25 protein-coding genes and 1 tRNA gene are annotated in these 26,702 nt (G+C 60.5%); all 26 read right to left on the bottom strand.

Annotated features, from left to right (window positions below; all coding sequences use genetic code 11):
- Window positions 1-12: 12 nt before the first annotated feature.
- The 26 genes from nuoK to GTP45_RS06275 all read right to left on the bottom strand — a co-directional run bounded on the left by nuoK (window position 13) and on the right by GTP45_RS06275 (window position 26,673).
- Window positions 13-321, bottom strand: a complete 309-nt coding sequence (gene nuoK, locus GTP45_RS06400) for an NADH-quinone oxidoreductase subunit NuoK (protein WP_072780604.1) — start codon at window positions 319-321, stop codon at window positions 13-15.
- Entirely contained in the window at window positions 318-947 is a 630-nt protein-coding gene (locus GTP45_RS06395; RefSeq protein ID WP_161013041.1) for an NADH-quinone oxidoreductase subunit J, read from the bottom strand. Before GTP45_RS06395 ends, nuoK begins: the two co-directional genes overlap by 4 nt.
- A 75-nt stretch (window positions 948-1,022) precedes the next feature.
- A complete protein-coding gene (gene nuoI, locus GTP45_RS06390) occupies window positions 1,023-1,511 on the bottom strand; it encodes an NADH-quinone oxidoreductase subunit NuoI (RefSeq protein ID WP_161013040.1) in 489 nt (162 codons plus the stop codon).
- 12 nt (window positions 1,512-1,523) lie between these two features.
- Window positions 1,524-2,609 carry an NADH-quinone oxidoreductase subunit NuoH gene (gene nuoH / locus GTP45_RS06385; RefSeq protein WP_161013039.1) on the bottom strand — a complete coding sequence of 362 codons (1,086 nt, stop codon included), beginning with the start codon at window positions 2,607-2,609 and terminating at the stop codon, window positions 1,524-1,526.
- Window positions 2,609-4,927 carry an NADH-quinone oxidoreductase subunit NuoG gene (nuoG, locus tag GTP45_RS06380; protein WP_161013038.1) on the bottom strand — a complete coding sequence of 773 codons (2,319 nt, stop codon included), beginning with the start codon at window positions 4,925-4,927 and terminating at the stop codon, window positions 2,609-2,611. Before nuoG ends, nuoH begins: the two co-directional genes overlap by 1 nt.
- A gap of 21 nt (window positions 4,928-4,948) precedes the next feature.
- Window positions 4,949-6,244, bottom strand: coding sequence for an NADH-quinone oxidoreductase subunit NuoF (nuoF, locus tag GTP45_RS06375; RefSeq protein WP_092273291.1), 1,296 nt, complete (start codon window positions 6,242-6,244; stop codon window positions 4,949-4,951).
- Window positions 6,241-6,720, bottom strand: coding sequence for an NADH-quinone oxidoreductase subunit NuoE (nuoE, locus tag GTP45_RS06370; protein WP_092273294.1), 480 nt, complete (start codon window positions 6,718-6,720; stop codon window positions 6,241-6,243). The genes nuoF and nuoE overlap by 4 nt, the downstream gene beginning before the upstream one ends.
- 17 nt (window positions 6,721-6,737) lie before the next feature.
- The gene (locus tag GTP45_RS06365) at window positions 6,738-7,991 is read right to left on the bottom strand and encodes an NADH-quinone oxidoreductase subunit D (RefSeq protein ID WP_161013037.1); all 1,254 of its coding nucleotides are present in this window, start codon (window positions 7,989-7,991) and stop codon (window positions 6,738-6,740) included.
- Window positions 7,992-7,995: 4 nt separating this feature from the next.
- Window positions 7,996-8,586 (bottom strand): NADH-quinone oxidoreductase subunit C, encoded by a 591-nt coding sequence (locus tag GTP45_RS06360; RefSeq protein ID WP_161013036.1) that lies wholly within the window; start codon window positions 8,584-8,586, stop codon window positions 7,996-7,998.
- A 17-nt stretch (window positions 8,587-8,603) separates the two neighbouring features.
- A complete protein-coding gene (locus GTP45_RS06355; RefSeq protein ID WP_008450353.1) occupies window positions 8,604-9,080 on the bottom strand; it encodes a NuoB/complex I 20 kDa subunit family protein in 477 nt (158 codons plus the stop codon).
- A gap of 3 nt (window positions 9,081-9,083) precedes the next feature.
- Window positions 9,084-9,443: an NADH-quinone oxidoreductase subunit A gene (locus GTP45_RS06350; protein WP_072780614.1), complete on the bottom strand. Its 360-nt coding sequence runs from the start codon at window positions 9,441-9,443 to the stop codon at window positions 9,084-9,086.
- 158 nt (window positions 9,444-9,601) lie between these two features.
- Window positions 9,602-9,686, bottom strand: a tRNA-Leu gene (locus GTP45_RS06345).
- 174 nt (window positions 9,687-9,860) lie between these two features.
- On the bottom strand, window positions 9,861-10,244 hold the full coding sequence (secG, locus tag GTP45_RS06340) for a preprotein translocase subunit SecG (protein WP_161013035.1): 384 nt from the start codon (window positions 10,242-10,244) through the stop codon (window positions 9,861-9,863).
- 49 nt (window positions 10,245-10,293) lie between these two features.
- Window positions 10,294-11,040 (bottom strand): triose-phosphate isomerase, encoded by a 747-nt coding sequence (gene tpiA, locus GTP45_RS06335; RefSeq protein ID WP_161013034.1) that lies wholly within the window; start codon window positions 11,038-11,040, stop codon window positions 10,294-10,296.
- A 126-nt stretch (window positions 11,041-11,166) separates the two neighbouring features.
- Window positions 11,167-12,147 carry an NAD(P)H-quinone oxidoreductase gene (locus GTP45_RS06330; RefSeq protein WP_161013033.1) on the bottom strand — a complete coding sequence of 327 codons (981 nt, stop codon included), beginning with the start codon at window positions 12,145-12,147 and terminating at the stop codon, window positions 11,167-11,169.
- Window positions 12,148-12,204: 57 nt separating this feature from the next.
- Window positions 12,205-12,813, bottom strand: a complete 609-nt coding sequence (locus GTP45_RS06325; RefSeq protein WP_161013032.1) for a tetratricopeptide repeat protein — start codon at window positions 12,811-12,813, stop codon at window positions 12,205-12,207.
- Between the two features lie 5 nt (window positions 12,814-12,818).
- Entirely contained in the window at window positions 12,819-13,583 is a 765-nt protein-coding gene (locus GTP45_RS06320) for a GIN domain-containing protein (protein WP_161013031.1), read from the bottom strand.
- Between the two features lie 114 nt (window positions 13,584-13,697).
- Entirely contained in the window at window positions 13,698-16,223 is a 2,526-nt protein-coding gene (locus tag GTP45_RS06315; RefSeq protein WP_229258355.1) for a family 20 glycosylhydrolase, read from the bottom strand.
- 8 nt (window positions 16,224-16,231) lie between these two features.
- The gene (locus tag GTP45_RS06310; RefSeq protein WP_161013029.1) at window positions 16,232-17,686 is read right to left on the bottom strand and encodes an ATP-binding protein; all 1,455 of its coding nucleotides are present in this window, start codon (window positions 17,684-17,686) and stop codon (window positions 16,232-16,234) included.
- Entirely contained in the window at window positions 17,679-18,386 is a 708-nt protein-coding gene (locus GTP45_RS06305; protein ID WP_161013028.1) for a response regulator, read from the bottom strand. The genes GTP45_RS06310 and GTP45_RS06305 overlap by 8 nt, the downstream gene beginning before the upstream one ends.
- The gene (locus GTP45_RS06300; RefSeq protein ID WP_229258354.1) at window positions 18,358-19,608 is read right to left on the bottom strand and encodes an ABC transporter substrate-binding protein; all 1,251 of its coding nucleotides are present in this window, start codon (window positions 19,606-19,608) and stop codon (window positions 18,358-18,360) included. Before GTP45_RS06300 ends, GTP45_RS06305 begins: the two co-directional genes overlap by 29 nt.
- 141 nt (window positions 19,609-19,749) lie before the next feature.
- Window positions 19,750-22,377 (bottom strand): TonB-dependent receptor, encoded by a 2,628-nt coding sequence (locus GTP45_RS06295; RefSeq protein ID WP_161013026.1) that lies wholly within the window; start codon window positions 22,375-22,377, stop codon window positions 19,750-19,752.
- 44 nt (window positions 22,378-22,421) lie between these two features.
- The gene (locus tag GTP45_RS06290) at window positions 22,422-23,561 is read right to left on the bottom strand and encodes an ABC transporter ATP-binding protein (RefSeq protein WP_161013025.1); all 1,140 of its coding nucleotides are present in this window, start codon (window positions 23,559-23,561) and stop codon (window positions 22,422-22,424) included.
- Window positions 23,562-23,575: 14 nt separating this feature from the next.
- Entirely contained in the window at window positions 23,576-24,394 is an 819-nt protein-coding gene (locus GTP45_RS06285; protein WP_161013024.1) for a carbohydrate ABC transporter permease, read from the bottom strand.
- Window positions 24,391-25,305 (bottom strand): carbohydrate ABC transporter permease, encoded by a 915-nt coding sequence (locus GTP45_RS06280; protein WP_161013023.1) that lies wholly within the window; start codon window positions 25,303-25,305, stop codon window positions 24,391-24,393. Before GTP45_RS06280 ends, GTP45_RS06285 begins: the two co-directional genes overlap by 4 nt.
- A 108-nt stretch (window positions 25,306-25,413) precedes the next feature.
- Window positions 25,414-26,673: an ABC transporter substrate-binding protein gene (locus tag GTP45_RS06275; RefSeq protein ID WP_161013022.1), complete on the bottom strand. Its 1,260-nt coding sequence runs from the start codon at window positions 26,671-26,673 to the stop codon at window positions 25,414-25,416.
- Window positions 26,674-26,702 lie beyond the last annotated feature (29 nt).

The raw sequence follows: 26,702 nt of genomic DNA, 5'->3' as shown, positions 1-26,702 counted from the left end.
GGAGGTTAAAACTTAGCCCTTCAGGCTATCCAGGTCTTCTACGTTGATGGTGTCCAGGTTACGGAACAGCACCACCAGAATCGCGAGGCCGATTGCCGATTCGGCAGCAGCAACGGTCAAGATAAAGAAGACAAAGATCTGCCCTGCCGCATCACCGAGGTAATGCGAGAACGCGATGAAGTTCATGTTCACTGCCAGCAGCATCAGTTCGATGGCCATCAGCAGGATGATGATGTTCTTGCGGTTCAGGAAAATACCAACGATCGAGATCGCGAACAGGATCGCGCCCAGAACGAGGTAGTGAGCCAGGGATAAAGTCATGGTGCCTCCTTAACTTCAGTTTCGGCCGCGCCGCGCGTGGTGACCGGGTCGATCTTGACGATCTTCAGGCGGTCATTGCGCTTGACGCGCACGGCGTCGGCTGGGTCGAAGTGTTTGGTGTCCTTGCGCTTGCGCAGGGTCAGCGCTACAGCAGCAATAATCGCGACCAGCAGGATGGCGGCGGCGATTTCAAAGCCGTAGATGTATTTGGTGTAAATCAGGATGCCCAGTTCCTTGGTGCCGCCGATGTTGGCGGTAGCCGCAGGACGCGGGTCGAACGACAGGAACGAGCGCCACAGCACGGCAGCCATTTCCAGCACGATCACCACGCCAACCAGCGAAGCAACCGGCAGGTAGCCCCAGAAGTTTTCGCGCAGCTTGTCGGTGTCGATATCGAGCATCATCACCACGAACAGGAACAGCACCATCACGGCGCCGACGTAGACCAGTACCAGCACGATGGCCAGGAACTCGGCCTCCAGCAGCATCCAGATGCCGGCGGCGTTGAAGAACGCCAGCACCAGGAACAGTGCCGCATGCACCGGATTACGGGCCGTAATTACGCGCGTCGAGGCCAATACCATGATGGCCGCGAAGACGTAGAACAAAATAGTTTTAAATTCCATAACTAACCCAAGAGACGTACAGTTTGTTGATCAAATCGCTGTTGCGGGCCTCACCGAAGTTCGGCCCGCGTTTCGTCAGCGATAAGGAGCGTCCGCTGCGCGGGCTGCGGCGATATCGTTTTCGTAACGGTCGCCGACGGCCAGCAGCATCTCTTTCGTGTAGTACAGATCGCCGCGTTTTTCGCCGTGGTATTCCAGCACGTGCGTTTCAACGATCGAATCAACCGGGCACGATTCTTCGCAGAAACCGCAGAAGATGCACTTGGTCAGGTCGATGTCGTAACGCGTGGTACGGCGCGAACCGTCGTCGCGCTGTTCCGATTCGATGGTGATCGCCATCGCCGGGCACACTGCTTCGCACAGTTTGCAAGCGATGCAGCGCTCTTCGCCATTTGGGTAGCGGCGCAGCGCGTGCAGGCCGCGGAAGCGAGGCGACATCGGGGTCTTCTCTTCCGGGTACTGCACCGTGATCTTGCGCGAGAACATGTACTTGCCCGTCAGCGCCATCCCTTTGATCAGCTCGGTCAGCATGAAGCTGCCGACGAAATCTTTTAATCGTTCCATTTTCTCTATTCCTTACTTCCAGATATTCCAGGAGGTCTGCATCCAGCCTGCCACGATCACCAGGTACACCAGCGTCAGTGGGATGAATACTTTCCAGCCCAAGCGCATGATCTGGTCGTAACGGTAGCGAGGGAAAGTACCGCGCACCCAGATGAAGACCGACACCAGGAAGAACGCTTTCGCGAACAACCAGAAGAAGCCACCGAAGCCGCCCCAGAATTCGAGGAAGGCAAACGGCGCCGACCAGCCGCCCAGGAACATGATGGCGCCCAGGGTTGCGATCAGGATCATGTTGGCGTATTCGGCCAGCATGAACATGGCGTAGGCCATGCCCGAGTATTCAACCATGTGGCCCGCAACGATCTCGGACTCGCCCTCCACCACGTCGAATGGGTGGCGGTTGCACTCTGCCAGGCCGGAGGTCAGGTAGACCACGAACAGCGGCAGCAGCGGAATCCAGTTCCACGACAGGAAGTTCAGGCCGTTGTCGGCGCCGAAGCCCTTCTGCTGGCCTTGGACGATGTCGATGAAGTTCAGCGAACCGGACACCATCAGCACCACCACCAGCACGAAGCCCATGGCGATCTCGTACGAGATCATCTGTGCCGAGGCGCGCATTGCGCCCATGAAGGAGTACTTCGAGTTCGAGGCCCAGCCGGCGATGATGATGCCGTAGACTTCCATCGAGGTGATCGCCATCAGCAGCAGCAAGCCGGCGTTGACGTTAGCCAGCACTGCTTCAGGGCCGAACGGCACCACTGCCCAGCATGCCAGTGCCGGCATGATGGTCATGATCGGGCCGATCACGAACAGGCCAGGGTTAGCCTTGGCCGGGGTAATGATCTCTTTGAACAGCAGTTTCAGCGCGTCAGCGATCGGCTGCAGCAGACCCATCGGGCCGACGCGGTTAGGGCCGACGCGGATCTGGATCCAGCCGATGAACTTACGTTCCCACAGGGTCAGGTATGCAACCAGACCCATCAGTGGCAGCAGCACCACGATGATGCGGATCAGGGCCCAGACGGCTGGCCAAACCGGCGCCAGCACGCTGGTCGCGCCCAGGGTATTGATGGTATTGACGAATTCAGGCAGAGCCATTATTTCACCTCTCCTGCTTTTTCTACGGTGATGGAACCGAACATGCCGCCCAGTGCCGAGGTCGATGCGTGAGCAGCGGCCACGCGCACGGCGTTGGCTGGCAGTTTGGCGTCAACAGCGGCGACCAGGATCGCGCTGCCGGAACCTTGGGTGACTTTGACCTTGTCGCCAGCGGCAACACCCAATTGCTGCGCCAGGGTGGTCGACAGGTGCGCTTGAGGCGCAGCCGCATCGGCCATCTTCTGCAGCGACTCGGCGCGGCGCACCACGGCGTCGGCAAAGTAGATCGGTACATCAGCGATACGTTCGGTGCCGGTCGACACGGAAGTGGCTGCGGTCAGCGCAACTTTGCTGACGTTGTTCAGCTTGCCCGACAGGTCGGTCACGCCGGCGCCGATGACTTCGTCGCGGATCGCTTCCGAGGTGTCGTAGTCGAAACCGCTCAGGCCGAGGATGTTGCCCAGTACGCGCAGCACTTTCCACGCAGGACGGGTTTCCAGCAGCGGCTTGACGGTGCCGTTGAAGCTTTGTGCGCGGCCTTCGGCGTTGACGAAGGTGCCCGAGGTTTCGCTGAATGGCGAAATCGGCAGCAGCACGTCGGCGTAGTCCATGCCGTGCTTGTAGGCGGACATCACAACCACCATCTCGGCTTTTTTCAGCGCGGCGACGGCGGCTTGCGGGTTGTACGCGTCCAGTTCCGGCTCGGCGTTCAGCAGCAGGTAGGCTTGCTTAGGCTCGGTGAAGGCTGGCGCCTTGCCGCCGTTGGCGTTGACGATGTAGGAACCAACGGTGTTGGCCGCTTCGGTCAGGTAGCCCAGCTTGGCGCCGGTTTGCTCAGCGATCCACTGTGCGGCTGCGTGCAGCGCGGCAGCTTGTGGGTGCTGGGTTGCAGCGTTGCCCAGGAACACGCCCTTGTTCTCGCCCGACAGCAGCGATGCAGCGATCGCGGTAGCCGCGTCCGAAGCTTGTACGCCTTCGAAGCCGGCAGGAGCTGCCACTTCTTTGGCTTTCGCTACGGCCACCACCACTTGCGACAGCGCCGACAGCCACTCCGATGGAGCAACGATCATCTTGTTGGCGACGTTCATCAGCAGGTCGTCGTCGGTTGCGTGCAGGATCGACAGCTTGGCGCCGCCCTTCACTGCGGTACGCAGACGCGTGGCCAGCAGCGGGTGATCTTTGCGCAGGAACGAACCGATCACGAAAGCGCGGTTCAGCGCGCCGAATTCGGTGATCGACATGCCCAGCCATGGGGTTACGTCCAGCGAGAAATCGCTTTGACGCAGGCGGGTTTCCACGCTGTCCGAACCCATGGCGCGGGTCAGCTTTTGCAGCAGGTGCAGCTCTTCCAGCGTCGAGTGCTGGGTAGCGACCGATGCCAGTGCGTTGGCGCCGTGTTCGTGCTTGATGTTTTTCAGGCCGTGCGCCACGTATTCCAGCGCGGTCTGCCAATCGACTTCTTTCCACTCGCCGCCCTGCTTCAGCATTGGCTGGGTCAGACGGTCGGCGGTGTCCAGACCTTCGTACGAGAAGCGGTCCTTGTCGGAAATCCAGCACTCGTTGACGGCGTCGTTTTCCAGCGGCAGCACGCGCTTGACCTTGCCGCCTTTAACCTGAACGATCAGGTTGGCGCCGAGGCCGTCGTGCGGCGAGACCGATTTACGGCGCGACAGTTCCCAGGTACGGGCGCTGTAGCGGAATGGCTTCGAGGTCAGTGCGCCCACTGGGCACAGGTCGATCATGTTGCCGGACATTTCCGAGTTCACGGTCTGGCCGACGAACGCGGTGATTTCCGAGTGTTCGCCGCGGCCGATCATGCCCAGTTCCATCACGCCGGCCACTTCCTGGCCAAAGCGTACGCAACGGGTGCACTGGATGCAGCGCGCCATCTCTTGCATCGAGACCAGCGGGCCGGCATCTTTAGGAGCTACCACGCGCTTGTCTTCTTCGTAGCGCGATTCGCCCTTGCCGTAGCCCACTGCCAAGTCTTGCAGTTGGCACTCGCCGCCCTGATCGCAGATCGGGCAGTCCAGCGGGTGGTTAATCAGCAGGAATTCCATCACCGACTTCTGTGCCTGTACGGCCTTGTCGGAAGCGGAACGCACAATCATGCCTGCCGAGACCGGCGTTGCGCATGCTGGCAAAGGCTTAGGCGCCTTTTCCACTTCGACGAGGCACATACGGCAGTTTGCTGCGATCGACAATTTCTTGTGATAGCAGAAGTGCGGAATGTAGGTTCCCAGTTTGTTGGCGGCGTCCATCACCATGCTACCAGCAGGGACTTCGACTTTTTTGCCGTCTATTTCGATTTCAACCATGGTGATCGTTACCTGTGACGCTTAGATATAAGCGGGCACGCAGCATTGCTTGTGCTCGATATGATGTTCAAATTCTTCGCGGAATTGCTTGATGAACGCACGCATAGGCATTGCTGCCGCGTCGCCCAGCGCGCAAATCGTGCGGCCCTGGATGTTGTCGCAGATCGAGTTCAACACGTCCAGATCCGACTTGCGGCCCTGACCGTTTTCGATACGGTGGATCATGCGGTACATCCAGCCGGTGCCTTCACGGCATGGGGTGCACTGACCGCACGACTCTTCAAAGTAGAAGTAGGCCAGGCGTTCCATCGCCTTGACCATGCAGCGGGTTTCGTCCATGACGATGACCGCGCCCGAACCCAGCATCGAACCCGCTTTCGCGATCGAATCGTAGTCGAGGTCGGTTTGCATCATGATCTCGCCGCGCACCACTGGAGCGGACGAACCGCCAGGGATGACTGCCTTGATCTTTTTACCGCCGCGCATGCCGCCTGCCAGTTCCAGCAGCTTGGCAAACGGGGTGCCCAGTGGAACTTCGTAGTTGCCTGGACGCTCAACGTCGCCCGAGATCGAGAAGATCTTCGAGCCGCCGTTGTTTGGACGGCCAATCGCCAGGTACTTCTCCGGGCCCATGTTCAGGATGAACGGAACCGCAGCGAAGGTCTCGGTGTTGTTGATGGTGGTCGGCTTGCCGTACAGGCCGAACGACGCAGGGAACGGCGGCTTGAAGCGCGGCTGGCCTTTTTTGCCTTCCAGCGATTCCAGCAGCGCGGTTTCTTCGCCGCAGATGTAGGCGCCGTAGCCGTGGTGCGCGTGCAGCTGGAAGCTGAACTCGCTGCCCATGATCTTGTCGCCCAGGAAGCCGGCAGCGCGTGCCTCTTCCAGCGCTTCTTCAAAGCGGGTGTACACCTCGAAGATTTCGCCGTGGATGTAGTTGTAGCCGACGGTGATGCCCATGGCGTACGCGCCAATGGCCATGCCCTCGATCAGCGCGTGCGGGTTGTAGCGCAGGATGTCGCGGTCCTTGAAAGTGCCTGGTTCGCCCTCATCTGAGTTACATACCAGGTACTTCTGGCCCGGGAACTGGCGCGGCATGAAGCTCCACTTCAGGCCGGTAGGGAAACCCGCGCCACCACGGCCGCGCAGCGACGACGCTTTGAGGTCGGCGATGATTTGTTCCGGGGTGATTTTTTCTTCGATGATACGGCGCAGTGCGCTGTAGCCACCGCGCTTGACGTAGTCTTCCAGGTGCCAGTTATCGCCATTCAGGCCGGCCAGGATGACGGGATCAATGTGTCGGTCGTGGAGTGACGTCATTTCTTCAATTCCTCCACCAGGGAGTCGATCTTATCGTTGGTCATGAAGCTGCACATGCGGTGGTTGTTCACCAACAGCACCGGTGCGTCGCCGCAGGCGCCCATGCACTCGCCTTCCATCAGCGTGAACTCGCCGTCTTCCGTGGTGTCACGGTAGTCGATGCCCAGCTTCTGTTTCAGGTGGTGCGCCGCGCGCTCGCCGCCCGACAGGGCGCAAGGCAGGTTGGTGCACACGGTGATCTTGTGCTTACCAACCGGCTTCAGGTTGTACATATTGTAGAAAGTCGCGACTTCCTGCACGGCGATGGCCGGCATGCGGATGTAGTCGGCCAGTTCCTGCATGGTTTCAGGCGAGACCCAGCCCAGTTCAACCTGGGCGTGCGCCAGCGCGGCCATCACGGCCGATTGGCGCTGATCGTCTGGGTACTTGGCCAGCTCGCGATCGATTTTTTTGTAGCACTGCTCAGATAACAACATTCTTTTGCCTCTCGGACTTAGCGGTCAATACTGCCGAACACGATGTCTTGCGTGCCAATGATGGTCACAGCGTCGGCAATCATGTGGCCACGCGCCATTTCATCCAGCGACTGCAAGTGTGCGTAGTCTGGAGCGCGCAGTTTCACGCGGTATGGCTTGTTAGCGCCGTCGGACATCAGGTAGACGCCGAATTCGCCCTTCGGATGTTCCACCGCTGCGTAAGCTTCGCCTGGAGGCACGTGGAAGCCCTCGGTGAACAGCTTGAAGTGGTGGATCAGCGATTCCATGTTGGTCTTCATGTCCACGCGGTTAGGCGGGGCAACCTTGCGGTTGCTGGTCATGACCGGACCTGGATTGTTACGCAGCCATTCAACGCACTGCTTGATAATCTTGTTCGACTGGCGCAGTTCTTCCACGCGGACCAGATAGCGGTCGTAGCAGTCGCCGTTGGTGCCGATAGGAATATCGAAGTCCATCAGGTCGTACACTTCGTACGGCTGGTGCTTGCGCAAGTCCCACTGGATGCCCGAACCGCGCAGCATGGCGCCGGTGAAGCCCATCGCCAGTGCATCTTCCGGCGCCACCACGCCGATGCCAACGGTACGCTGTTTCCAGATACGGTTGTCGGTCAGCAGGGTTTCGTATTCGTCTACGTAGGTCGGGAAACGGTTGGTGAAGGCTTCGATGAAGTCCAGCATCGAACCTTGACGGTCTTCGTTGAGCTTGTCGATGGCCTTGGCCGAACGGATGATCGATGGCTTGTGCTGCGGCATTGCATCCGGCAGGTCGCGGTAGACGCCGCCCGGACGGTAGTAAGCCGCGTGCATCCGCGCGCCCGACACTGCTTCGTAGCAGTCGAACAGGTCTTCGCGGTCGCGGAAGCAGTACAGGAACGGGCCCATGGCACCGACGTCCAGCGCGTGCGCGCCCAGCCACATCAGGTGGTTCAGGATACGGGTCATTTCGTCGAACATCACGCGGATGTATTGCGCGCGCAGCGGCACGTCGATACCCAGCATTTTTTCGATGGCCATGACGTAGGCGTGCTCGTTGCACATCATCGACACGTAGTCCAAGCGGTCCATGTACGGCACCGACTGCAGGTAGGTCTTCTGTTCCGCCAGCTTCTCGGTGCCGCGGTGCAGCAGGCCGATGTGCGGGTCGGCACGCTGGATCACCTCGCCGTCCAGCTCCAGCACCAGGCGCAGCACGCCGTGCGCGGCCGGGTGTTGCGGGCCGAAGTTCAGGGTGTAGTTTTTAATTTCTGCCATGTTCTTACTTCCCGTAGTTTTCTTCGCGGATCACGCGCGGCACGTTTTCACGCGGCTCGATCGTGACCGGCTGGTAGACCACGCGCTTTTGATCGGCGTCGTAGCGCATTTCGACGTAGCCCGACACCGGGAAGTCTTTGCGGAACGGGTGGCCGATGAAACCGTAGTCGGTCAGGATGCGGCGCAGGTCGTTGTGGTTTTCGAACAGGATGCCGAACATGTCGAACGCTTCGCGCTCGTACCAGTTGACCGCGCGCCACAGCGGGGTCACGGACGGCAGCAGCGGCATGTCGTCGTCGGCGCAGAATGCGCGCACGCGCACGCGCCAGTTGTTCTTCACAGACAGCAAATGGACGACTGCAGCAAAACGCTGGCCGTCCCATGCACCGTCACCGTAGTTCAGGTAGTCCACGCCGCACAGGTCGATCAGCTGATCGAAGCCCAGCGATTTGTCGTCGCGCAGCGTTTGCATCACGCCGTAGTAGTCGGCGGCCTTCACCGTCAAGGTGATTTCGCCCAGCGCAACGACCGTAGTAACGCGATCGCCCAGGGCAGTGCCGAGGGCGGTTTGGAGTTTTTCCAGATGAGTAGTCATTTCTTGTAGCGCCCCCGTTAGCGTGCGATGGTGTTGGTGCGCTTGATCTTGTTCTGCAGCTGCATGATGCCGTACAACAGGGCTTCAGCAGTTGGAGGACAGCCTGGCACGTACACGTCGACCGGCACGATGCGATCGCAGCCGCGCACGACGGAGTAGGAGTAGTGATAGTAGCCGCCGCCGTTGGCGCAGGAACCCATCGAGATGACCCAGCGCGGCTCTGGCATCTGGTCGTAGACCTTGCGCAGTGCCGGGGCCATCTTGTTGCACAGCGTGCCGGCCACGATCATCACGTCGGATTGACGTGGCGATGGACGGAACACCACGCCGAAGCGGTCCATGTCGTAACGGGCTGCGCCCACGTGCATCATTTCGACTGCGCAGCAGGCCAGACCGAACGTCATCGGGAACATCGAACCCGTACGCGCCCAGTTGATCAGCTTGTCGGCCGAGGTGGTGATGAAACCTTCGTTTAATACGCCTTCAATAGCCATGGCTTATTCCCAATCAAGGGCACCTTTCTTCCAGATATACCAAAAACCGACCACGAATTCGGCGATGAACACCATCATCGTCACGAAACCCTGCCAGCCCAGTTCGCGCATGGATACGCCCCAAGGGAAGAAGAATGCCGTTTCCAGATCGAACAAAATAAAGAGAATCGCGACGAGGTAGTAACGCACGTCGAATTTCATGCGCGCGTCTTCGAACGCTTCGAAGCCGCATTCATACGGGGAGAGTTTTGCTGCGTCAGGCTTTTTAGGACCAAGGATGTGGCCCAGAACTTGGGGAGCGATACCTACGCCGAGACCGACGAGGATGAACAAGAGAACGGGGAGATAATTTTCGAGGTTCACGATTGATGAGCTTATGTTGAACGGTCAGTTGAAAGGACACATCGCGGTGTTTTGCGGTGCGCTTAACGTTCGCCCCAATCGTATTACTGAAGACCAGGATCGAACGACACATCCTCGTAAAAAAGCCAGCTTGGTACCACCCTTGCTGGCCTATATTCTGGTGCCGACGACGAGACTCGAACTCGTACAGCTTGCGCCACTACCCCCTCAAGATAGCGTGTCTACCAATTTCACCACGTCGGCATAAGGCCGTTATTTTACTTCGTTTTTACGCGGTTGTTAATGCCGTATTGCGTCAAAACAAGAAGAAAAACGATAAATCTTTTAATTATTTTGCTGCTCACTAAGATACTGCCAAAACATTGAGCAAACAACTTAAAAAATTATCAACAACGACGAATTTACTACAAGATTATATTACTTTGGGATCGAGTTTGCAGGCGCCGGTGCCGAAGCAGCTGGCGCGGCCGGCGCAGCAGGTGCGCTTGCTGGCGCGGCAACTGGTGCTGCCGGTGCTGCCGGGATCGCCTTATCCATCACACCGCCGCTCACATTATTAACCTGGTGGGTGGTGATGTACGACAGGGCCAGGGTGGCGCTGAAGAAGATCGCCGCTGCCACGCCGGTCGACTTGGACATGAAGTTCGAGGAGCCGGTGGCGCCAAACAGGCTGCCGGACGCGCCGGAACCGAAGGCCGCACCCATGTCGGCGCCCTTGCCGTGCTGCAACAACACCAAGCCGATAATGGCGATAGCCGAAATGACCTGCACTACGATAACCAGATTGAACAAGCTGCCCATGTTATTCCATTCCAAAATAAAAGTTTTGTATCGTTTTGTTTCTACTGCTTTATACGGCCTGAATAATCCCGAGAAAATCAGTCGGATTTAAAGCTGCACCGCCAATCAAGCCGCCGTCAATATCCGGCTGAGCCATCAATTCTTTTGCATTCTCCGGCTTCATGCTGCCGCCGTAGAGAATCTGCACATTTTGCGCTACTGCCGCATTTTTCTGCGCCAGGCGGGCACGCAGGAATTGGTGCGCCGCCTGCGCGATTTGTGGCGTGGCAGTTTTGCCGGTGCCGATCGCCCAGACTGGCTCGTAAGCCAGCACCACTTTCGCCACTTGCTCCGGCGTCAATACATCGAGCACCGCCTGCAGCTGGCCGCAGATCACTGCCTCGGTCTCCCCTGCTTCGCGCTGCGCCAGCGTTTCGCCGAAGCATGCTACCGGGGTCAGACCGGCAGCCAGAGCCGCCACCACCTTTTGCGCCACCAGCTCGCTGCTCTCGCCATGGTAGGCGCGGCGCTCCGAGTGGCCGCACAACACATATTGTGCGCCGAAGTCCAGCAGCATCGCTGCCGATACTTCACCAGTGTACGCGCCACTGGCGTGAATAGATACGTCTTGCGCCCCCCACGCCACCGCAGTGCCCTCCAGCTCGGTTTGCGCCTGCGCCAGATACGGCGCCGGCACACACACCGCGCAGTCCGCGCCAAAATCGTTCAAGCCGGCAACAATGCCGGACAGCAGTGCCGTGTTACCGGCGCGGCTGCCGTTCATTTTCCAGTTACCGATTACGAGTTTGCGACGCATAGCTAGCCTAAAAATTAATCAACCCGCCATTTTACCGCGCCAAAAATGGCCGGGTCAAACAGGCAAAGCGAATCCCCGGCTAGCAAAAACCGTAAATTTACTACGCATTTTACAACGAAATGCCTATCAAATCACCTGTAACATGATTTTCCCGACGTGCGAGCTGCTCTCCATGAGCGCGTGCGCGGCGGCCGCCTGCTCCAGCGGGAAGACGGTATGGATCACCGGCTTGAGTTTGCGCTCGGCCATCATCGGCCAGACTTTCTCTTTGAGCTTGCGCGCGATCTCGCCCTTGAATTCGGCCGAGCGCGGACGCAAGGTGGAGCCGGTTACGGTCAGCCGGCGGCGCAGCACCTGCCCCATGTCCAGCGTGGCCTTGCCGCCGCCCAGGGTGGCGATGATGGCGATGCGGCCATCGTCTGCAAGGCAGGAAAGCTCGCGTGGCAGGTAGTCTCCGGCCACCATGTCCAAAATGACATCGACGCCGCGGTCGTTGGTGAGCGACTTGACCACGGTGCCGAAATCCTCGGTTTTATAGTTGATGCCGCGCTCGGCGCCGAGCGCCACGCAGGCCGCGACCTTGTCGTCGCTGCCTGCGGTGGCGAACACCCGGTGGCCCATCGCGGACGCCAATTGGATGGCCGTCACGCCGATGCCGGAGCTGCCGCCCTGGACTAGTAAAGTTTCACCGGCGGACAGTTTGGCACGGTCAAAAACGTTGCTCCAGACTGTGAAGTAATTTTCCGGGATTGTGGCCGCTTCCAGCATCGACCACCCTTTTGGCACCGGTAAAACTTGCTGCACCGGCGCAACAACGTACTCGGCATAGCCGCCGCCCTGCACCAAAGCGCAGACATGGTCGCCGATATCGAGGGTGGTGTAATCGAGGTCGCCGTCGACAATTTCGCCGGCCACTTCGAGGCCGGGGATGTCGGAAGCACCCGGCGGCGGCGCGTAATTGCCCATGCGCTGGAACACGTCAGGCCGGTTGACGCCGGCTGCATGTACTTTAATCAGCACTTCGCCGGCTTTGACTACCGGCATCGGGCGTTCGCAGAGTTTCAGGACATCGGCCGGGCCGGGTTGGGTGATTTCAATCGCGCGCATAATCGCCTTTCAAGGAAAGTACGATTTTACCCCGCTCGGCGATCCGTCGCGGGGGTATCAGCCGCCGCCAGTCCGGGACTTCTGAGGTAGCGGAGTATTAACCCGCCACGCGGCCGACAAGGCCTGCCCTTCCTCAATCTGCTCCGGCGTCAGGCTCTTGAGCACAATCGCGCGCTGTTCGGCCGCGTTGGCCGAGCCGCCGGCTGCCGCCAGATTCCACAACATATAGGCAATCACGTTATCCTGCGGCATGCCGCCGATGTGGTAGCGATACATCAGCCCCAGCACCTGCTGCGCATCCGGGTGGCCCTGCTCGGCCGCCTTGCGGAACCACGACACCGCCTGCTTGTGATCCTGAATCACCGCATTGCCGGTGTAATACATCGCGCCCACCACATACTGCGCATCGGCCTTGCCCTTGAGCGCGGCCTTGCGGTGCCATTCCAGCGCTGTCTTGTAATCCTGCGGCACGCCGCGGCCCATGTAATACATCAGGCCCATCAAATGCTCGGCATCGGCATTGCCGGATTGCGCCAGCGGCCGGATTTCCTTCAAGGCTACTGCGTAATTCTTGCTGTTGTAGGCCGTGGCGCCCTCGGCAAAGCCGGCCATGGCGGCCTGCTGCCAGCCTAGTGCGATCAGCATCGCTAGTATGATTTTTTTCATCGCTTTTATTTCCAGCTGACTTTGCCCAGTCCATCAACGCTGACGTTGCGGTTCAAAGGCTTGCCATACACAATGACCGATCCAAGGCCGCTCAGGTTCAAGGTGGCGTTGGTCTTGGCCGTGACAGTGGCGTTGCCCAAGCCGCTCAGCTCGACATTGACCGACTCCGCCTGGAACTGCTGCGCATTCAGGCCGCCGACACCGCCCAGGCTGGCCCTGAGCAGCTTGCTGCGCCCGCCCAGCGTGATGTAGCCGGCGCCGCGCAAGTCCAGGTCGACGTGGTCATTTTCGCTGATCCACAAATTCATGCTGCCAACGCCGCCCAGATTCGCCTTCAGCGAGCGGTAATCGCACACCACTTTCATGCTGCCGGCGCCGTCCATGGTCAGCTCCAGCTCCTCGCCGCTGAAGCCGTTGATCTCGGTCGCGCCCACGCCCTCCGATACTACCTCGCGCAGGTTGGGCAACACCAGCTCGGCGCGGGTGGTGGAGCGCCCTACTTTCACGCCGCGCCCCTCGGTTTCGAGATGCAAGGTGTCGCCACTTTGCGACGCTGTCAGCTTTTCCAGGTAGCGCTTTTCGCCGGTGATGCGCAGCGAGGCGACGTCGCCCTGGCGCAACTTGAGGTCGATCACGCCGTCCAGCTTGACGCGCACCACGCGCGCATCGATGGGAATCGAGCGGGTTTCGGTGTCATCGGCGGCGTCCGCGCGGCCGAACAGGGCACAAAAAGCGGCAAACAGCAGGCCAAACTGGAAAAGCTTCTTCATGGGGAAAATCCTTGAATGTGATTCCGGCAATCATACCCGCGCGCGCTTGGCGGCCGCCCCCGGATTGCGACAAACTGCAAAAATCGGGGGCTGGACGACAAAAAAGCCGGATGTTCAGCGATTGACGATGCGCGCCACCAGTCCCGCGCGGCCGGTGCGGTCGAAGGCGGCGGCCTGGATCACGCCCTTGGCCGTGATTGGCCCGGTTACCGGCTTGCTCTGCACGGTCGGCAGGGTGCCGTCAGTGGTGTAGCGCAGGGTGAGGCCGGGCAGCACGTGGTTGACCAGCACTTTGCCGCCCTCCACCACCATGCCCGGCGGCGCGATGCGGTAGGCCACATCGCCGCGCTCGAGGTCGAGGCGCGGCAGCACCCGCTGCCCCAGCACGTTGACGAAGCCGGACCACGCGGCGCGGTGCAGGGCTGCGGCGCGCGTGGCGTCGGATTCCTGCGCCCATGCCGGATCGGCGGCCCAGGCACGCTCGGCCACCGCCAGCAAGCGCGGCATCATCAGGTAATCGAGACGGCTGGCGTCGCGGATGGTTTCCGAGAACAGCGTGGCCTCGATGCCGCGTATGTGACGACGGCCGGCCTCGGTCAGGCCAGCGCTTGTCATGGCCAGCGGCTTGAAGTCGTACACCGTGTCCAGCTCGACGTAGGCGCCCCAGTTGACGCCCGGCTCCTCGGGATTGCCATTGGCCGCCATATCGAGGTACATATTGGTGACTGGCGCCAGCACGATGTCGTAGCCGGCATTAGCCAGCCGGTAGGCAAAATCTTCGTTGCCCGGCGTGTTATTCCACACGTAGAGGCTAAAGCCGCGCTGCGTGAAGCGCGGATTCGGCAGCTGCTGCGCGCCTTCCTGCGCCGAGCGGCGCGCACCCATCTCCTCCCAGCCCGATGCAAACATGCCGTGCTTGCGCAAGATGCCGTCGACGCGGTTGTAGAAGTAGTCCCACAGGTCGGCGGTGCTGGTGAGTTTTTCCTTCTGCATCAGCGCGCGGCTGACCGGCGATTGCTCCCACGCGCCGTGCGGCAGTTCGTCGCCGCCCATGTGCATGGTCTTGAGCGGCACACCGGCTTCGCGGTGCAGCGCCGCTATTTGTGCCACCACTTGTTCGATGAAGACGTAGCTCGATTCGAGTCCCGGATTGATCACGTGGTCGGTGTATTCCTGCGGCGACTTGTACACCGAGCGGTCGTCGAAATCATTGAGCAGGTACTTGGCCGCGCCCTGCTCGCCCGCAGCCTGCATGCGGTGGTAGCGCGCCTCCATGGCTTTAACGGCGGCGCGCGCGTGGCCCGGCATTTCGATTTCCGGGATCACCTCGATGTGGCGCGCGGCGGCGTAGCGCAGGATCTCGATGTAGTCGGCGCGGGTGTAATAGCCGCTGCCATGTGGGTCGTCGGCGCGCGGGCCGGAGCCGTAGGTTGGCGGCAGGCGCACGCCTTCTTTGGTGCTGTGGCCTCGCACTGCGCCGATGGTGGTCAGTTCGGGCAGACCGGCAATCTCCAGGCGCCAGCCTTCATCGTCGGTGATGTGGAAGTGCAGCTTATTCAGCTTGTAGGCCGCCATCAAATCCAGCGTTTTGAGCACCACGGCCTTGGGCTGGAAGTTGCGCGCCACGTCCAGCTGGAAGCCGCGATAGGCGAAGCGCGGCGCGTCGGTGACTTCCAATTCCGGCAGGTCGATAGGCGCGGCTTGCGATGGCAGCGGCAGCAGGTCATGCAGCGATTGTAGGCCGCGCGCTACGCCTGCAGCGGTGTTACCGGTGATGTTGATGCCGTCGTCGCTGTTGATCGTGAGTTCGTAGGCTTCCGGCGAGGACTGGCCACCCACTGCGGCGATGCGCAAGCGCAGCGGCACCGGTGCGCGATTGGCGTCGCCTTGCTGCGGCAGGTAGCGCGCAAACAGCGCGCGCGCAGCCGCCGTTTCGTTTTGCAGTCCCGGGCCGGCGATAACTTGCGGTGCACGGGCCAGCTGTACGCGGCCGGCGCCGGTGCGTAGTTCCAACGGCGTTGGGAATATCGGCGGCAGTGCGCTTGCCGGAAGCACGTCGGCGCGCGCGTTGCGGTGGAAGACGTCTTGCGTGGTCACCAGCGCGTGCTTATCGGCCGGGCGTTTAAGCTGTTCGGCGCGCGTCGGCAATTGCTGCTGGAAGTCGGCGATGGCGTAGGCCACGTCCGGCGCGGCGTCGAACACGAAGTAAGGGCCGACCGGCGCGCGCGCCATCTTGATGGCTAAATTCGGATAGTAATAGTCGATGTTTAAGCTGCGGCCGGCGGGCAGGCCTTTGAAGCCGGCAGCCGGACGCACGCGGAACAAGCTGCCGCCGACGACCTGCTCAAGTACCAGATTGCCGGGCAGCGCACCGGTAACCAGGCCGTCCATGCAGTTGAAGTACAGCGACCAGCCCTTGGCCGGCAACGGCTGCCCACGCAGCGCGGTCACGCTCAAACGTGCCTTGGTACGCCCGCCCTGCCCTGCCACCTCATTGCGCACAATCTCCCAGCGCAGCTTGACCGGCGCCGCTGCCGTGGCCTCCGCACTGGCCTCAGTTGCCGCCGCCTGAGCCGCCGGCACGAACGGCGTCCACGCGCCTATCGCAATGATCAATGCAGCTATCGATATTTTCTTCATTGTCTCTCTCATGCAGGAAGCCGGATGGTGGCGTGCAAGCCGCCCTCCGGGTGGTTCTCCAAGATTAGCTGCCCGCCGTGCGCCTCGATCACGCCGCGCGCGATGCCAAGGCCCAGCCCCATGCCGTTATCATTCTGCTCGCGGCCATGCTCCAGCCGCATATACGGATCAAACAAACTCGCCAGCGCATCCTCCGGCACGCCGGGCCCGTGATCGCGCACCGCGATCGACACCGAACCGATGTCGGCCCGCGTGCTGATCTCCGCGCGCTTGCCATAGTACAGCGCATTGTCCAACAGATTGCCGATCGCTCGCTTCAGCGCCAGCGGCTTGGCGCGCACCGACAAACCGGATTCCTCAAAACCCACCTCATGCCCCGCCATGCGCGCGCTGCGCACCAGTCGCCCGAGCAGCGTATCGAGCTTGATCTCCGCCGGATTCTCGTGAATATCGCTGTCCTTCACACATTGAAGCGCGCCTTTCACCATCATGTCCAGCTCATCGAGGTCTTCTTCAAAGTCGTTGCGCAGCACTTCATCGTCCAGCAATTCAGAGCGCAGCTTTAGCCGCGTAATCGGCGTGCGCAGATCGTGCGAGATGGAGATGAACAAACGCTCTCGATCCTCAATGTAGCGCTGGATGCGTTCACGCATGGCGCTGAAGGCACGCGCCGTATTGATAAATTCACGGCTACCGGTTTCCGGCAACGGCGGCGCATGTTCGCCCTGCCCGAACGCAGCAGCGGCATCGGACAACGCCGCCAGCGGACGCGTAATCCAGCGCACCACCAATAAGCAAAGCAGCAGCACCGCCGCCAGCGACAAGCCTTGCAGCGCAAGCCGATCCCACGCCCACGGATCGTTACCGCTCAAGAAATAAGGATTCGGCATCAGCGCCGCCATGTATAGCCAGTTGCCCGGTTCGAGTTCGGTCTGGATCACCAGTATCGGCGCCGGTTCCGGCTTCACCAGCAGGATGTGCTGCACCCACGCATCCGGCAAATCGCCGAGCCGCACATCTTCCGACACCGCCAGTTCATCCGGCCAGGCGAAAGCCAGCCGCGCCACTGGCGAATGCGGCAGATCGCTTTTCAGCGTCGCGCTCAAAGTGGCCTTGACGCTGTCGGCCAAGGGGTGCGGCGCGACTTCCTTCACCGGCACATAGGCATGATTGAGTTGGACGAAGAAGCGTGTACCGCCCATCTCGCGCATTTGCTGAATCGTCAGCACGCGGTAGCTGAGCGGCAGGCTACGGTAAAAGCGGATCGCGGCGGACGCGCTATGCGCCACGTACTGCGCAGCCGATTGCGCCTCCACCTGCGCCTTGGAGCGCAATTGGCCGGCCCAGATTGCGTTAGCCACCAGCTGCGTGACCAGCAAGCCCGCCACCATCACCAGCGTCAGTCGGCCCAGCAGCGAGGCAGGCCACAGCCGCCGCAAGCGGCCACGCAGATGCTCACGCATGCGAAACGTTCACTTCAGCCGAGAACACATAGCCAGCGCCACGCACGGTCTTGATGAGCGCCGGCTGCTTGCCGTCGTCATTGAGTCGCAGGCGCAAGCGGCTGATCTGCACGTCAAGCGAACGATCCAGCGGCCCGGAATCGCGGCCGCGCGTCTCTTCGCACAATACGCTGCGATCCAGGATCACGCCCGGATGCTCAACGAAGTACTTCAACAGCTGGAAGTCCAGCCCCGTCAACGCCAGCGGCGCGCCGGCGCTATCCACCACCTTGCGCTCTTTCAGATCCAGCGTGAAACCAACGAAGCGGTAGTAGCGCGCCGACGGCGTTTCAATCGCTGTGCGCCGCAGAATGGCCTTGATGCGGGCCAGCAGTTCGCGCGGGCTATATGGCTTGGCGATGTAATCGTCCGCGCCTAATTCCAGGCCGACAATGCGGTCGGTCTCGTCGGAACTGGCGGTCAGCATAATGATCGGCACATTGGAGCGCTGGCGTACCTGCTTGCACAGCGCGAAACCGTCGGTATCCGGCAGCATCACATCCAGTATCACCAGCGACAGCTGCTCGTCGTGCGTTTTCAGCTCGGCCAGGAAGCTCTCGCCGTTATGCGACAGCACCACCTCGTACTGGTTCTTCTCAAGATAAGTCTTGAGCAGCACGCGGGTCTTTTGGTCATCGTCTACGATCAGTATCTTGCGCACCGAATGCTCCTTGGCTTCTCAGGTTAAACAAGCGGAATAAGGCGCCAAGGCGACGCTGCGCCTCGGCCGGCGTCGTCCGGTCGTCTAGAAAATAACGATGTATCTCGGCGATGATGGCGTCGCGGCTGGCTTCATCGGTCGCCATGCGGTGCACCAGGCTAGGCGCTTGCACTGCCGCGCCGTGCGCGAACGTCGTCCACGAGGCGCGCGCACAGCTATCCATGCGCGCCGTATCAGCATCCCGCCGCACCGGCACTGAGCCTTTGAGCACGTTGTACTCTTGCTGCACCGGCGGCGACACCAGCAGGCGCGCCATCTTTTCCTGCGCCGGCATGTGGCGATAGTCGCCAGCAAACATGGTGAAGGTATCAACGCTGTACAAGTGATACCTGGCGGTGCCCGGCGCTACGCCGCAGGCAAAGTCTTCGTCCAGCACCATGCCGGCGTCGCGCAGTTCGGGCTTGGCCCAGTCGCCCATGATCATCATGGCGGCTTCACGCCGTGCAAACTGGCGCGTCACTTCCGGCCACGAACGTTCGTCGATCTGGCCGTTGGCCCAGCCCTTGATGGTACGCAGCCGTTGCAGCGCTTCCGCCGTGCGCTTGTCGGCGGCCGCCGATGGATCGCGCTTCACAAATAGCTGGCGATAGAATTCCGGCCCGCTCTCGGCCAGCACGAGATTTTCAAACAGCGTCACCACTTGCCACGCTTCGCTGCTCAGCGCGAGCGGCGTCACGCCGGCCGCCTTCAGCTTCTGCGCAGCGGCTTCGAAATCGTCCCAGCTCTGCGGCGGCGCGATGCGCAGCTGCGCGAACAAGGCGCGGTTGTAGAACAGGGTATTGACGCGATGGATGCCGACCGGCGCCGCCACTACGTGCTTGCGATGCGTGACCAGTGTTTGGATCGTAGGGAATAGCACGCCGTTCCAGTTGGCGCTGGCGGCGACGTTATCGATTTCCAGCAGCAGGCCCAGATCGGCCCATTCGGCAATCGACACGCCGATCATCTGCGCTACTTCCGGCGCATCGCCGGCCAGCACGCGGCTCTTCAGCACCTTGCCGGCGCCGAGGCCCGCGCCGCCCGGAATGGCGGCGTCCTTCCATTCGATACCCTCGTCGGCTGCACGCGCGGCCAGCGCGTTGGCGGCCTTGCGTTCGCTCGGCGACGTCCACCAGTGCAGCACTTGCAGCGTCGCCGCTGCCTGCGCAGATTGCGCCAGCAAGCAGACAGCCAACAGGCCGCAGATGGAACGAACGCGAAACCGGATCACTCAGCATCCCAATTGGAAATAATGACACGATTGTAATAGAAAAAAGCCCGATGCCAAACAGGCAATCGGGCTTTAGGCGCTATGAAATCGCTATCAGAACTTGGCTTTCAGGCCAAGGCTATAGCGCGCGCCGTTTTCATACACGCCAACCGGCAAACCGTCGGTGGTATTGGTGCGAATAACTTCGTTCCCGATGTTCACCGCCGTCAGGTACAGCGAGACTTTCGGCGTGATGTCCCAGCTTGCCGAAGCATCCCACTGGCCGTAGGCGCTGGTGACATCCTGGCCGCCTTCATCCAGCGCGCCGTAAGACTTGGAGCGGTAGTTGTACGACAGGCGCGCGCTGTAGCCGTTCTTCTCCCAGAAACCGGTGACGTTGGCTTGATTGCGCGAGTTGCCGATTACATTCAGCTTGCGGCCGGCCGCGTTGGCGCCGGTCTTGGCATCGGTGAAGGTGTAGTTGACGATGGCGCCGAAGCCGCTGCTGAAAGCCTGCTGCCACTGCACTTCCAAACCGTTGACGGTCGCGCCGCTGCTGGCGTTGTACGGGCGGGTGACCGAACGCGTAACGCCGGCCACGTTCTCGCTGGCGGTCTGGGTGTAGATGAAGGTATCCAGCTTTTTGGCGAACAGCGTGGCAGACAACAGCGAGGCATCGGCGTAATACCACTCGGCGCCGATTTCCGCCTGATTTGCGTGGAATGGCTTGAGCAGCGGGTTGCCGGCGGTGGCGGCGTTGGTAGTACCACTTACCTCAGTACTGGCGCTTAAGTCACTATAAGTGTTACGCGCCATGACGCGCGCCACTGCGCCGCGCACCAGCAAATCCTTGCTGACGTTGTAGACCGCATTCAGGTTCGGCAGCACGTCGGTGTAGCTGCGCTTGACGTCGCCCAGCACGTAGTTGCCCTTGCCGGTCAAGTCTTGATAGGCCTCGGAGGTTTGGTCGGTCTTGACCACGCGGGCGCCGACGTCGCCGCGCCACTGGCCCACTGCAAAGTCGGCGCGCAGGTAGGTGGCGTAGATTTTTTCCTTGATCTTGTAATACTCGCCCTTGGCTTCGGCGTAGGTCATGGCCTTGTCGTACATGGTGAAGCCCTTGGAGTACGCAAGTCCATCGTCCACCCACGCGTACTGTGTCAGCGAACCGGCGCTGGCGGCTTCCTGGCTCAGTTTCGGCGAAGCCCCGGTCGACAAGTCGGCCAGCGAGTACGAGATCCAGCCAGGGCTGCCTGGGCCTGCGGTGCCGATGATGCGGCGGTTCTGCACCGTGGTGTCGCGCAGTTTGACGCCAACCTTGATCGATTTTAAGAAGTCACCGTTCAAATCCAGCGTCAGATCGCCCTGCGCGTAGTTTTCCTTGGTCTCCATGCGGCGGATCCAGTCACGCGCACTTTGCAGCGTGAGTTTGGAAGGATCGAGCGGGCTGATATCCAGATACTTAACCTCGTAAGTGTCCGGTGCAATGTTGAAGGTGGTGCGCGTATCGCCAACGAACCAGAAGTTGCGGTCATGCTTGCTGCCGCCCGAACCCTTGGTCGTACCTGCCTGGCCGTGGAACTTCCAATTGTCCGCATCGTAGGTGCCTTCCAAATCCAGCACTTCCGACTTCACGTACGACTGGCGGAAGATAGGCTCGAACGATACGCCACCGGTTGGGCCAACGGTGCCGCTGACCAGCGCCTTGGTGCCGTCGGAAGTGGTGATGAACTTCGGATTGGTGACCTGGATATTGCCCTTGGCATCCGCCAGGCCGCCCGCTTCCCACAGATAGTTCTGGTTGCTGTTGTCCATGTCCATATCGGAGTTCATGTAGTTCAGCGTGATGTCGGTGTTGGCGTTCGGGCGCGCTTGCAAGGTCAGGTTGCCGGTGGTGCGTTCGCGGTCTTGGCGGAAGATGGCCGAGCCGCCGCCCCACGAGGCGTAAGCGCCCGGCGTCACTGCGCCGTTTTGATCGACGATGTTGTACTTGGTCGAATCGGTAAAGTTTTCCAGGCCATCGCGGCGCATGGTGCGTTTCTGTTTGCTGACCGCCAGCAGCGCGCCGAAGGTTTTCTGCTCATTAGTCCAGCTGATTAAGCCGGAAAACTGCGGATCGGTTTTCTTCGGCAGTTCGCTGTAGGTGGCCTCCACTGAAGCTTGCACCACCAGGGATTTCAGCTGGAACGGCTTGCGCGTCTTCACGTTGACCAAGCCGCCGATAGAGCCTTCATCCAGATCGGCCGATGGGCTCTTGTACACGTCAATGCTACCCACCAGTTCCGAGGCGAGGATGTCGTAGTTGAAACCACGGCTCTGCGAGTCGTTCTTCCACCAGTAGCCCGAGGCCACGGCCTGTCCGTTCAGCTGCGTGAGGTTGAGGTTCTTGTCAGTGCCGCGCACGAAGATGTCGCGGCCCTCGCCCCACGTGCGATCCACCGAGATGCCCGGCACGCGTTGCAGCGAGTCGGCCACGTTCTTGTCTGGGAACTTGCCCACTTCTTCAGCGGTGACGGTGTCGATCACGTTACCCGAGTCGCGCTTCTCCGCCAGATTGCGCTTGAGGCGTTCGCGAATACCGCGCACCTCCACCGTGTTGGCTTCCGCAGAAGGCGCGGCATCGCCGGCTTGCTGTTCTTCGGCGACGGCTTCCGTCGCGTGGGCCTGCACCATCGCACCGCCGCTCAACGCCAGCGCCACGAGGTGTGGTAATAGTTTTTTCTTCAGTTCCGGCTTGTTCATTCAACTCTCCCAGTTTTATAAAAAGTAAAAGAACTCCTGTGATATCAAGCGCTGCGCATCATGCCGCGCGTGGCAGACACCATATTTCCGGGGCGTAGACGCCGCCGCGCCTCGCCCTTTTCGTCAAACACGTGGAAGGCCGTGCTGTCGGCCGAGAAGACAATCTCTTGTCCCGGCGCGACATGGCGTTCGCCATCCCCGCGTATTACTACGTCTTCCCGGCCCTCGCGGCTGACGTAGATGTAATTGGCTTCGCCCAGGTGCTCGACCACACTGACCTCGCCCGTGAAAACTTCTGAACCGCTGCGCGATTCGCTGATGTGTTCTGCCCGCAGGCCTAGCGTTACCTTGTCGCCAGCTTTTAAGCCGCTGCCGTCAACGGCGGCGCGCACCGTCTCGCCACTCTTGAGTAGCACCGAGATGCCGTTGGGGTGGGCGTCAACCACGCCGCCTGCCAGGAAGTTCATCTTGGGGGAGCCGATAAAGCCCGCCACGAACAGGTTGCACGGCTGCTGGTACAAGTCCAGCGGCGTACCGGCTTGCTGGATATGCCCTTCATGCATGACGACGATCTTGTCGCCCAAGGTCATCGCCTCCACCTGGTCGTGGGTGACGTAGACGATGGTGGCATCTAGCTGGCGATGCAGCTTGGCGATCTCCAGGCGCGTTTGCACGCGCAGGGCCGCATCCAGATTGGACAGCGGCTCGTCAAACAGGAACAGCTGCGGCTCGCGCACGATGGCGCGGCCAATCGCCACGCGCTGCCGCTGGCCGCCGGACAGCTCGCGCGGAAAGCGCTCCAGCAGGTGATCGATCTTCAGGATGGCGGCAGCCTCGGTGATGCGCTGCTTGATCGTCGCCTTGTCCTTACCCGCCACCTTGAGGCCGAAAGCCATGTTCTGGTACACCGTCATGTGCGGATACAGCGCGTAGCTCTGGAACACCATCGCAATGCCGCGTTCCGCCGGCGGGAAATGGTTGACCGTGCGGCCGCCGATTTGCATATCGCCGCCGCTGATGCTCTCCAAGCCGCACAGCATGCGCAGCAGCGTGGACTTGCCGCAGCCGGAGGGCCCGACCAGCACCACGAATTCTCCATGCGCGATTTCCAGGTCGATACCGGCAAGGATGTCGTGCTTGCCATCGTACGATTTGCGCAGTTGTTTCAGACTTACACTTGCCATTGAAAGGCCTCTCCTTATTTCACAGCACCGGCCGTGAGGCCGCGTATTAATTGGCGCGAGAACAGCGCATACAGAATCAGCATCGGGATCACCGCCAGCGACAGCGCGGCCAGTACCGAATTCCAGTCGGTGACGTACTGCCCGATAAACTGCTGCACGCCCAGCGTGACCGTCTTGGTGCGGTCGGACGGGGCGAGGATCAGCGGGAACCACAGGTCGTTCCAGGCCGGGATCATGGTGAACACTGCAACCGTCGCCATCGCAGGACGGATCAAAGGCAGAATCACGCGGAAGAAAATCTTCACCTCGCCGACACCATCGCAGCGCGCCGCGTCTTTTAGCTCCGTCGGCACCTGCCGCATAAACTCGGACAGGATCATCACCGCCAGCGGCAAGCCCTGCGCCGTGTAGACCAGTACCAGCGCCGTCAGCGTATTGACCAAGTCCAGCTTGACCATCAGCTCCAGTATCGACACCGTGCCAAGCCGGATCGGGATCATGATGCCGATGGCGATAAATAGCGCCAGCACGCGGTTGCCCATGAAGCGATACTCGGACAGCGCCCACGCCGCCATAGCACCGAACAGCAAAATGAAGAACAGCGCCGCCAGCGTCACGATCAGGCTATTGCCGAAGTAAAGCAGGAAGTTGGTGCTGGCGAGGACTTTCTGGAAGCCGACAAAGGTCAGCGATTCCATGGTCGGCAAAGCCAGCGGATCGTCAAAGATCGCTTCTCGCGTCTTCACCGAGTTAATCAGGATCAGCGCAATCGGGAACAGCGCCAGCACCGTGTACGCCATCAAGGCGCAGTGCACCATCAAGCGGTTCTTCATAATGCGAACCTCGTCAAACGGCGCTGCACGCCCACAAAGTACACTCCTACCCCGGCCAGAATCACGAGGAACATCAGCGTGGCGACAGCGGAGCCAAGGTAGGCGTTGCCGACTTGCGCCTGGTAACCGAAGAAAGTCCGGTAGAACAAGGTGCCTAGAATATCGGTCGAATAATTGGGCCCGGCCAGCGCGCCCTTGATCGAGTAAATCAAATCAAACGCATTGAAGTTGGCGACAAAGGTCAAAATGGTGACGAGGCCCAGCGTCGGATAAATCAGCGGCAGCTTGATTTGCCAGAAGATGCGCATGGCGCTGGCGCCTTCCACGTGCGCCGCTTCCACGATTTCGTCCGGCACCGCGAGCAGCGCGGCGTAGATCAGCATCATCGGCATGCCGATGTACTGCCACACCGACACCATGGAAATCGCCGTCAGTGCGCTCTCCTCGTCGCCCAGCCAAGGCGCGAAGAAATCAGCCAAGCCGGCAAAGCCCATCAGTTTCTCGCCCACGCCCCACAGCGGCGACAGGATCAGCTGCCAGATAAAACCGATGATCACCACCGACAGCAACGTCGGTAAAAAGATCAGCGTGCGGTAGGTGCGCGCACCGCGTAATCCCTTCAAGCTGAATAAAGTCGCCAACAGCAAGCCGATCGGATTTTGCAGCAGCATGTGCAGGCAAAAGAACTTGGCGTTGTTGATCATCGCATTCCAGAAACCGGCCGACCAGTCAGGATCGAGCAGCACCATGCGAAAGTTATCGAGACCGGCAAACACCGCATGACCGCTATCGTCGGCGCTGAAGAAGCCTTGTCCCAGCGTCTGCATCAGCGGCAGCGCGCTAAACAGGCCGTAGATAATCAGCGCTGGCGCCAGGAACAGCAGCAACTGCCAGGGCCGCACTGTATTCACCTCATGCTTCAAAACTTCCTCCAGAATTCGGACAAAAAAGAACCGGCGCCGCGCCCGGCGCCGGCCAAATGGATCACACACAATCGAAGGGAGGGATCTAGTGTGACGCTACTTTTGCTGAGGTTTGTACCACTTTGCAAAACCGTTTTGCAGCCGGAGCGCAGCGTCTTTCGGCGCCAACTTGCCGTTCAAAACCTGTGAGTTCACATTCCAAAGTTCGCTCTCCATGCTCGGCTGGCCGCGATTCAGCACCTGCGCGTTGAAGCGGATGGTGGAGGCGCAGCTGTTGCGCCACTCCGCCATCTGCTTGGCGACCGGATCGCGCACCGAGATCAGGTGATGCGATAGCGAGAAGAAGCCGGTTACGCGGTTGGTGTAGATGTCGGCGAATTCCTGCGAGCCGACCCATGCCAGGAATTTGTAGGCATCCTCTTTGTTCCTGGATTTCTTGTTGATGCCAATGCCAATGTCCATGTGGTCCGAGATGAAACAGGCGTCACCAGCCTTGCGCACCGGCGGCGGAAACGCGCCAAGCTCCAATCCCGCCGTCTGGCCGAAGTACGAGATGTCCCAAGAGCCGGTTGGATAGATTGCCGCGCGGCCCAGTGAGAACAGGTTTTGGCTATCGCCGTAGGTTTGCGCGCTGGCACCCTTGCCGAGATAAGCGCCCATGCGCTGCTCGAACTGCAAGGCTTCCACGAACGGCGCGTCGGTCAGCTTGGCCTTGCCGGCGATAAGCGCCTTGCGCCCTTCTTCGCCACGCCAGAAGTTCGGTCCGATATTGGTATAAACCATTTGGCTCGATTCCCATTGATCGGCTGTGCCCAGCGCCAGCGGCGTGACGCCGGCTTTTTTCAGTGATTCCAGCAAGGCGAAGAACTCGTCCACCGTTTTAGGCGCTTGCAGGTTGTACTTCTTGAAGATCTTCTTGTTGTACAAAAAACCGTGGATCACCGAGGCGACCGGCATGCAGAAAGCGTCTTTGCCGTCGTCGGTTTGCCACGCCACCGTGGCGGTGGGTGCGAAGTTCTGCATGCCCGGCTTGCCGTCCAGCTTTTCGAGGTGGCCTTTTTTGTACAGCGACAGCGAGACGTCGAACGGGCGGCAGGCGATCAGGTCGCCGGCGGTGCCGCCGGCCAGCCGCGCCGCCAGGCTGGAGTCATACTCGGTCGGCGCGGTCGGCGCGAATTTGATGTCGATGCCCGGATGATTTTTTTCGAACGCAGGGATCAGCACTTTCTCCCACAGCGTTTTGTCGTCCACGCGCCAGCTCTCGATCACCAGCGTGCCAGCATGAGCGGTTGTTGCGGACAACGTGGCAAGCGTGAAAACCGTCAAAGCGTGTCGAATCATGCGGCGAAGTGGCATTCGTAAGTCCCTTTCATTACATCGATGAA

This window comes from Duganella rivi, assembly GCF_009857435.1.
Lineage (GTDB): Bacteria > Pseudomonadota > Gammaproteobacteria > Burkholderiales > Burkholderiaceae_D > Rugamonas > Rugamonas rivi.
Note: the sequence above shows the minus strand (reverse complement) of the source record. Positions and strands in the feature narration are given on the sequence as shown.

Excerpts from the sequence above, each read along its gene's own strand:
- nuoE (WP_092273294.1), bottom strand. The coding sequence starts at position 6,720 with ATGTTGTTATCTGAGCAGTGCTACAAAAAAATCGATCGCGAGCTGGCC.
- GTP45_RS06365 (WP_161013037.1), bottom strand. The coding sequence starts at position 7,991 with ATGGCAGAAATTAAAAACTACACCCTGAACTTCGGCCCGCAACACCCG.
- nuoG (WP_161013038.1), bottom strand. The coding sequence starts at position 4,927 with ATGGTTGAAATCGAAATAGACGGCAAAAAAGTCGAAGTCCCTGCTGGT.
- GTP45_RS06325 (WP_161013032.1), bottom strand. The coding sequence starts at position 12,813 with ATGAAAAAAATCATACTAGCGATGCTGATCGCACTAGGCTGGCAGCAG.
- GTP45_RS06285 (WP_161013024.1), bottom strand. The coding sequence starts at position 24,394 with ATGAAGAACCGCTTGATGGTGCACTGCGCCTTGATGGCGTACACGGTG.
- GTP45_RS06295 (WP_161013026.1), bottom strand. The coding sequence starts at position 22,377 with ATGAACAAGCCGGAACTGAAGAAAAAACTATTACCACACCTCGTGGCG.
- nuoI (WP_161013040.1), bottom strand. The coding sequence starts at position 1,511 with ATGGAACGATTAAAAGATTTCGTCGGCAGCTTCATGCTGACCGAGCTG.
- GTP45_RS06355 (WP_008450353.1), bottom strand. The coding sequence starts at position 9,080 with ATGGCTATTGAAGGCGTATTAAACGAAGGTTTCATCACCACCTCGGCC.
- secG (WP_161013035.1), bottom strand. The coding sequence starts at position 10,244 with ATGGGCAGCTTGTTCAATCTGGTTATCGTAGTGCAGGTCATTTCGGCT.
- GTP45_RS06290 (WP_161013025.1), bottom strand. The coding sequence starts at position 23,561 with ATGGCAAGTGTAAGTCTGAAACAACTGCGCAAATCGTACGATGGCAAG.
- nuoK (WP_072780604.1), bottom strand. The coding sequence starts at position 321 with ATGACTTTATCCCTGGCTCACTACCTCGTTCTGGGCGCGATCCTGTTC.
- GTP45_RS06275 (WP_161013022.1), bottom strand. The coding sequence starts at position 26,673 with ATGCCACTTCGCCGCATGATTCGACACGCTTTGACGGTTTTCACGCTT.
- GTP45_RS06320 (WP_161013031.1), bottom strand. The coding sequence starts at position 13,583 with ATGAAGAAGCTTTTCCAGTTTGGCCTGCTGTTTGCCGCTTTTTGTGCC.
- nuoH (WP_161013039.1), bottom strand. The coding sequence starts at position 2,609 with ATGGCTCTGCCTGAATTCGTCAATACCATCAATACCCTGGGCGCGACC.
- GTP45_RS06330 (WP_161013033.1), bottom strand. The coding sequence starts at position 12,147 with ATGCGCGCGATTGAAATCACCCAACCCGGCCCGGCCGATGTCCTGAAA.
- GTP45_RS06395 (WP_161013041.1), bottom strand. The coding sequence starts at position 947 with ATGGAATTTAAAACTATTTTGTTCTACGTCTTCGCGGCCATCATGGTA.
- tpiA (WP_161013034.1), bottom strand. The coding sequence starts at position 11,040 with ATGCGTCGCAAACTCGTAATCGGTAACTGGAAAATGAACGGCAGCCGC.
- nuoF (WP_092273291.1), bottom strand. The coding sequence starts at position 6,244 with ATGACGTCACTCCACGACCGACACATTGATCCCGTCATCCTGGCCGGC.
- GTP45_RS06315 (WP_229258355.1), bottom strand. The coding sequence starts at position 16,223 with ATGAAGAAAATATCGATAGCTGCATTGATCATTGCGATAGGCGCGTGG.
- GTP45_RS06360 (WP_161013036.1), bottom strand. The coding sequence starts at position 8,586 with ATGACTACTCATCTGGAAAAACTCCAAACCGCCCTCGGCACTGCCCTG.
- GTP45_RS06310 (WP_161013029.1), bottom strand. The coding sequence starts at position 17,686 with ATGCGTGAGCATCTGCGTGGCCGCTTGCGGCGGCTGTGGCCTGCCTCG.